6 protein-coding genes are annotated in these 3894 nt (G+C 72.9%); all 6 read right to left on the bottom strand.

The features are described 5' to 3' along the window. The coding region (gene thiL / locus HW578_RS28030; RefSeq protein WP_369407966.1) for a thiamine-phosphate kinase at nt 1-897 on the bottom strand (897 nt) is incomplete at its 3' end. Next, the gene (nusB, locus tag HW578_RS28025; protein WP_232479243.1) at nt 894-1388 is read right to left on the bottom strand and encodes a transcription antitermination factor NusB; all 495 of its coding nucleotides are present in this window, start codon (nt 1386-1388) and stop codon (nt 894-896) included. The genes nusB and thiL, both read right to left, overlap by 4 nt. Continuing rightward, entirely contained in the window at nt 1385-1870 is a 486-nt protein-coding gene (gene ribH / locus HW578_RS23990; RefSeq protein WP_198373224.1) for a 6,7-dimethyl-8-ribityllumazine synthase, read from the bottom strand. The genes nusB and ribH overlap by 4 nt, the downstream gene beginning before the upstream one ends. Next, complete coding sequence (gene ribB, locus HW578_RS23985) at nt 1867-3000, bottom strand: 3,4-dihydroxy-2-butanone-4-phosphate synthase (RefSeq protein WP_198373223.1); 1134 nt, start codon at nt 2998-3000, stop codon at nt 1867-1869. The genes ribH and ribB overlap by 4 nt, the downstream gene beginning before the upstream one ends. Continuing rightward, nucleotides 2997-3608, bottom strand: a complete 612-nt coding sequence (locus HW578_RS23980) for a riboflavin synthase (protein ID WP_198373222.1) — start codon at nt 3606-3608, stop codon at nt 2997-2999. The genes ribB and HW578_RS23980 overlap by 4 nt, the downstream gene beginning before the upstream one ends. Beyond that, nucleotides 3590-3894 (bottom strand): dihydrofolate reductase family protein (locus tag HW578_RS23975; protein WP_198373221.1); only part of this gene is annotated, 305 nt, incomplete at its 5' end. The genes HW578_RS23975 and HW578_RS23980, both read right to left, overlap by 19 nt.

The raw sequence follows: 3894 nt of genomic DNA, 5'->3' as shown, positions 1-3894 counted from the left end.
GATGTCGCCGTGTCTGGCGTTCGGTCGTGTGCTCTTCCGCTCTGCGCGCTCCGCTGCGCCCGCGATGGCCGGGGCGGCCTCCGGCGCGGCGGTGAACAGCAGCTCGTAGTCGTCCCCGCCGGTCAGCACCACGGGCAGCAGCGCCGGGTCGGCGACGACCAGCGCGCGCGCGGCGGGCGAGAGCGGCACGGCCCCGGCCGCGAGTTCGGCCCCGCACCCCGCCGCGCGGCAGAGATGGCCGAGGTCCTGCACCAGCCCGTCCGACACATCCATCCCCGCCCGCGCCAGCGTCGCGATGGCCTGCCCCAGCGCGAGCCGCGGCTGCGGCAGCCGGTAGCGCCGCGCGAGATGCCCCGCCGCATCGCCGGGCAACTCCCCGCGCAGCACCTTCAGCCCGAGCGCCCCGTCGCCAATCGTGCCCGAGACCCAGACATCGTCGCCAGGCCGCGCGCCGGCGCGGCGCAGCTCCGCGCCAGGGGCGACGGTGCCGAGGATGGTCAGCGACAGGCAGGTCGGCCCCGGGGTAGCGGTCGTGTCGCCACCCAGGACCTGCAGGCCGAATTCCGCCTGGTCCAGCGCCAGGCCGCGCACGAAGCCGGCGATCCAGTCCTCCGTCACGCCACGCCGGAAGCTGGTGGTCATCAGGTAGCCGAGCGGCGCCGCGCCCATCGCCGCCAGGTCCGACAAGTTCACCCGCAGCAGCTTGCGGCCAATGGTCTCGGGCGGGTCGTCGGGGAGGTAGTGCACGCCCTCGACCATGGCATCGGCGGCAACCACCAGCCGGCGCCCGGGCGGGACATCCAGCACCGCCGCATCGTCCGAGAGATCGAGCGCCCCCTCACCCGCCAGCGGTCGGAAATGCCGCGCGATGAGCGCGAATTCCGGCGGCAGGCTCACCCTGCCGCTCCGAACTCCTGCGGGCGCAGCGTGTGCGCCATGGCGTCGAGCACGCCATTGGCGAAGCGCGCCGTGTCCTCGTCGAGGAAGCCGCGCGCGACATCGAGGTATTCGTTGATGACCACGCGTGCCGGCGGCTCCGCACCCGCGAGCAGTTCGGCCGCCGCGGCGCGCAGCACGGCGCGCAGCACGGGGTCGAGACGCTCGAGCGTCCAGTCCTTGCTCAGATGCGCGCGGATCTCGGCGTCGCCGGCCTCGGCCCCGGTCGCGGCGGCGCGCAGGATGGCCTCGAACAGCGGGATATGCGCCAGCGGGATACCGCCTTCGTCGAAGCCCTCGGCCCCCTCGCCGGCGCCGATGCGGTGACGGATGAACTGGTCGGCGACCGTCTCGGCACTCTCGCCGGTCTGCTCGGACTGGAACAGCGCCTGCACGGCGGCGACGCGCGCGCCGGTGCGCGGCCGGCCGGCCGGCTTGTGGCGCTGGCTCATCCCGCCAGGCCCCAGCCGCGGGCCAGGGCGATCTGGCCGAGCACCGCATGCGCCGCCTCGGCGCCCTTGTTCATGCGGTCGTCGCGCGAGCGCGCCTCGGCCTGGGCGAGCGTATCCACCGTCAGGAGGCCAAAGCCGATGGCGGCCGCGTGCTTCGTCGAGAGGTCCATCACGCCGTGGCAGATGGCGTCGCAGATGAAGGTGTAGTGGTCGGTCTCCCCGCGCACCACGCAGCCGAGCAGCAGGAACCCGTCCCAGCGGCGCGGCGAGGCGAGCGCCATGGCGAGCGCGGCCGGCAGTTCGTAGGCGCCGGCGACTTCCACGGCCTCCGAGGTGGCGGCGACATCGGCCAGCACGCGTTCCGCACCATGGCGCATGCCGTCCACGACATCGCGGTAGTAGGGCGCCGCGATCACCAGGATGCGCGGCGACGGCCCGGCCAGCGTCGCCGCGCCGCGCTCGGGGGAGTCGAGTGTGCTCAAGTCGTGGAATCCGATTCGATGGGGCGTGTCTCGACATCCTCGAGCCCGTAGCCCTCGAGGCCGACGATCGGGCGGGGATGGTTGGACAGGCGGATGATGCGGGTGAGGCCGAGATCGGCCAGGATCTGCGCGCCGATGCCGTAGTCGCGCAGTTCGGGGGCCAGGCTGCGGCCGCGCCCGCGGCGGATCTGGTCGGACAGGCCATCGGCGCGGCCATCGCGCAGCAGCACGACCACGCCGCGCCCGGCCTCGGCGATCATGCGCATCGCGCCATGCAGTTCGCCGAGCGTGCGCCCGGCCACCAGGTCGTTCAACAGCGAGGCGGCGTGCATGCGCACCAGCACGGGCTCGGGGCCGGAGACATCGCCCTTCACCAGGGCCAGGTGCTCGCCGGGTGTCACGGTGCTGGCATAGACCACGGCGCGCCAGTCGCCACCGATCGCCTGGGGTAGCGTGCTGTCCTCGACGCGCCGCACCAGGCGCTCGGTGCGGCGGCGATGCGCGATCAGGTCGGCGATGGTGCCGAGCTTGAGGCCGTGGTGCTGCGCGAAGGCCACCAGGTCCGGCATGCGCGCCATGGTGCCGTCGTCGTTCATGATCTCGCAGATCACGCCGGAGGGATTGAGGCCGGCGAGGCGCGCGAAATCCACCGCGGCCTCGGTATGGCCGGCGCGCACCAGCGTGCCGCCCTCGCGCGCCACCAGCGGGAAGACGTGGCCAGGGGTGACGATGTGCTCGCGCCCCAGTTCCGGGTTGATCGCCACCGCCACGGTGCGCGCGCGGTCGGCGGCGGAGATGCCGGTGGTGACCCCGTCGCGCGCCTCGATGCTGACGGTGAAGGCGGTCTGGTGGCGCGTGCCGTTCGACTGCGCCATGAGCGGCAGGCCGAGCTGGTCGACCCGCTGGCGCGTCATGGCAAGGCAGATCAGCCCGCGGGCGAAGCGGGCCATGAAGTTGATCGCGTCCGGCGTGGCGAATTGCGCGGGGATGACCAGGTCGCCCTCGTTCTCGCGGTCCTCGTCGTCCACCAGGATGAACATGCGGCCGCTGCGGGCTTCCTCGAGCAGTTCCTCGGTTGGGGAAAGGAACCGCGAAAAGGAGGTGCGGACGGTCTCGTCAGTCGCGCTCAACGCTCGTACTCCCGCAGGCGTGCGACGTAGCGCGCCATCATGTCGACCTCGATATTGACCTTGTCGCCGGGCTGCAGCGTGCCGAAGGTGGTGACCGAGGCGGTATGGGGAATGATGTTGACCCCGAAGACCTCCCCGTCAACCTCGTTGACCGTGAGCGAGACGCCGTCGATGGCGACCGACCCCTTGGGCGCGATGAAGGGGGCGATGGCGCGCGGCACGCGGAAGCGCCAGCGGACCGAGGCGTTCTCGGGCGTCGCGGAGACCACCTCCCCCACCCCGTCCACATGCCCCGCGACCAGGTGGCCTCCGAGTTCGTCACCGATACGCAACGCACGCTCGAGGTTGATGCGGCCACCCTTCGGCCAACCGCCGACGGTGGTCTTGGCCACGGTCTCGGCCGAACAATCCACGCTGAAGGCATCGGCGGCGAGGTGCACGACCGTCAGGCAGACGCCCGAACAGGCGATCGAGGCGCCGAGCACGGCCGGGACGGGCTGCGCCAGGAAGGCCGGGTCGGTGCCGATGACCAGGCGCAGGTCGTGGCCGCCGCCGATCGGCAGGATGTCGCGCACGCTGCCGAGCGCGGTCACGATCCCGGTGAACATGGGGGGCTCTCCTCGAATTCGGTCAGGATATCGGCGCCGAGGGGGCGGAGCGCCACCCTGCGGAAGCGTGGCATGGCGGCGAGTGCCGCGAGGCGCAAGCCCTCGGCGGCGGGCCAGCCCTCCGCGCCCATGATTCCCGGGGCGTGGAACCAGGCGAGGCGGTCCACCAATCGGGCGCGCAGCAGCCCAGCGGCGAGGCCGGCGCCGCCCTCGGCCAGCACGCGGGTGACGCCGCGGCGCGCGAGGGCGGCCAGCAGCGCGCGCAGGTCGAGCCCGCCCGACGGGT

Origin of the sequence: Roseomonas rosulenta (genome assembly GCF_016106005.1) — a bacterium.
Lineage (GTDB): Bacteria > Pseudomonadota > Alphaproteobacteria > Acetobacterales > Acetobacteraceae > Neoroseomonas > Neoroseomonas rosulenta.
Note: the sequence above shows the minus strand (reverse complement) of the source record. Positions and strands in the feature narration are given on the sequence as shown.

Coding starts and splice junctions, on each gene's coding strand:
- nusB (WP_232479243.1), bottom strand. CDS start 1,388: ATGAGCCAGCGCCACAAGCCGGCCGGCCGGCCGCGCACCGGCGCGCGC.
- HW578_RS23980 (WP_198373222.1), bottom strand. CDS start 3,608: ATGTTCACCGGGATCGTGACCGCGCTCGGCAGCGTGCGCGACATCCTG.